We start from the raw sequence: 1,153 nt of genomic DNA, 5'->3' as shown, positions 1-1,153 counted from the left end.
CATTGCCTGATCGGCCATGACAGCGCATAGGCGAAGGTATGAGTGAACAGATGCAAGCCGCCATTCTCGCCGTGATCGAGCGCGCGCCGCAGTGGATCCGGCAGGATCTGACATCGAAGGATCCGGCGGCCCGCACCCGTGCGGAAGAGTCGCTGGCGATGATCATTGCTGACGCCATCCGCAAGCAAGGCGAACAGCCTGAATGATCAGGCCCTAAATGGTCAGGCGATAACGCCGGCAGTCCGCTTCAGTTCGGCGATGCGTTCACCGCAGACTTCATGCACGACACGGCCCAGCTCCTCGACCTGTTTGCCGAGCCAGCTGAGTTCCTCTTCGCTGATCTTGTAATGCTTGGAATAGCGGGCCTTCACATAGGCTTCCTTGAGCTTTTCGAACCGCGCCCGGTCGATATGCCTTTCGCTTGGCCAGACGTAAGCCAGCCGCCGGTCGATCCGTTCGGCCTGGGTGCGCAGGAAGGCGAGATTATGCACGTGGGGCGTGTAGAAGGTGCAGACCAGCAGGACGCAATGATAGAGGCGTTCGGCCGCCTGATGTAGGTCGAAGGCAGCCTTCTTCATGTCTCCGTCGGCTACAGCATGGCTGTAGCCTCGAAAGAAGCTCTGTGCGCTGGGCAGCCAGTCATCAAAATATTCCTGGGCCATGGCCAGCGCCTTGTCGGGCGTCTTGGGCTTGGGCGTGTGAAGTTCGCTATCATCGCTTTCGTAAAGCGCGATCCCAACCTTCGCCACGTCCATGAAGAAATAGCGGCCATGGGCAAGGCCATCATTCACTTCCTGGAGGGTGTGGACGATGAAATTGACCGGAGTCTTGAGCGTGGCGGTGATGCCATATTCGCGCATCAGCCGCTCATCGACGCCGAGCCAATATTTGACCCGATCGGTCAGCCGCTGGTCGTTGACGATGATCAGGAGATCATAGTCGGATTTATAGCCCTTCGCGGTGTGCGGTTCATCGACCCAGCTGCCACGGGCATAGCTGCCATAGAGGATGATCTTCTGGATGCGGCCCTTCTTGCGCCATGCCTGGGTGGCCAGCGCCAGCCCGTCCTCGAATTCTTCGAAGATGATCTGCACGACGCGCGCGAGCTCGCGCTGCTTGTCGGCCGGAAGATGATCGAGATCGTTACGCATGG

Annotated in this window: 2 protein-coding genes; one reads left to right on the top strand and one right to left on the bottom strand. The window is 59.1% G+C overall.

Going from position 1 to position 1,153, the window contains the following annotated elements; translation table 11 throughout:
• The first annotated feature begins 38 nt into the window (after positions 1–38).
• Positions 39–206, top strand: a complete 168-nt coding sequence (locus ACUCV3_RS27275) for a DUF6771 family protein (RefSeq protein ID WP_278377330.1) — start codon at positions 39–41, stop codon at positions 204–206.
• Positions 207–221: 15 nt separating this feature from the next.
• On the opposite strand, the gene ACUCV3_RS27270 is transcribed toward ACUCV3_RS27275, so the two are convergent.
• Positions 222–1,151, bottom strand: coding sequence for a HEPN domain-containing protein (locus ACUCV3_RS27270; RefSeq protein WP_482241474.1), 930 nt, complete (start codon positions 1,149–1,151; stop codon positions 222–224).
• Positions 1,152–1,153: the final 2 nt, after the last annotated feature.

The sequence above is a fragment of the Sphingobium sp. VMM genome (assembly GCF_056790315.1).
This window is presented reverse-complemented; position numbering and strand designations above follow the sequence as displayed.

What these genes read in the sequence shown, in the direction of transcription:
- ACUCV3_RS27275 (WP_278377330.1), top strand. Translation starts at nt 39, where the DNA reads ATGAGTGAACAGATGCAAGCCGCCATTCTCGCCGTGATCGAGCGCGCG.
- ACUCV3_RS27270 (WP_482241474.1), bottom strand. Translation starts at nt 1,151, where the DNA reads ATGCGTAACGATCTCGATCATCTTCCGGCCGACAAGCAGCGCGAGCTC.